The organism is Mesorhizobium sp. M5C.F.Ca.ET.164.01.1.1 (assembly GCF_004792125.1).
In the GTDB taxonomy this organism is placed as follows: domain Bacteria; phylum Pseudomonadota; class Alphaproteobacteria; order Rhizobiales; family Rhizobiaceae; genus Mesorhizobium; species Mesorhizobium wenxiniae.
The window spans coordinates 1-364 of record NZ_SRTG01000233.1 but is presented as its reverse complement, the minus strand read 5'-3'; the positions used below and the strand labels follow the sequence as shown (position 1 = coordinate 364).

Genomic DNA, 364 nt, shown 5'->3' with positions numbered 1-364 from the left:
GTCGCCGCCAGGAAGCGGGCGGGACCGCCGACACCCGATCCAACGTCGAGCACCGACATGTCGGCCGTGACGACGGCCAGATTAGCGAGCTCGGCCGTCGCAGCCAGCCCGCGCGTGTGGAATTGGTCGAGCGTGGCCAATTGCTCAGGCTTCAGCCGCTCTTCCTCGGGTCCAAAGACCGCTAGTGCGGCCTTCAATCGGTCGGTCAATCCTGTTGCGCGGTAGTGATCTCGCACGCGATCGAGTTCATCGGTCATTGTCACTTCCCTTTGGTGTTCAAGGCCCGCCCAAGAGATATGGCGGCTTTCTGCGGGCGACTATCCGCGATAATGTCGACGGGTCATGAAGCAGAACTTCACAGTCA

Annotated in this window: 1 pseudogene; it reads right to left on the bottom strand. The window is 61.5% G+C overall.

Annotation, left to right across the window (positions count from 1 at the left end):
- Positions 1-257, bottom strand: a pseudogene (locus EN807_RS33270) (SAM-dependent methyltransferase); the annotation flags it as partial.
- Between the last annotated feature and the right edge of the window lie 107 nt (positions 258-364).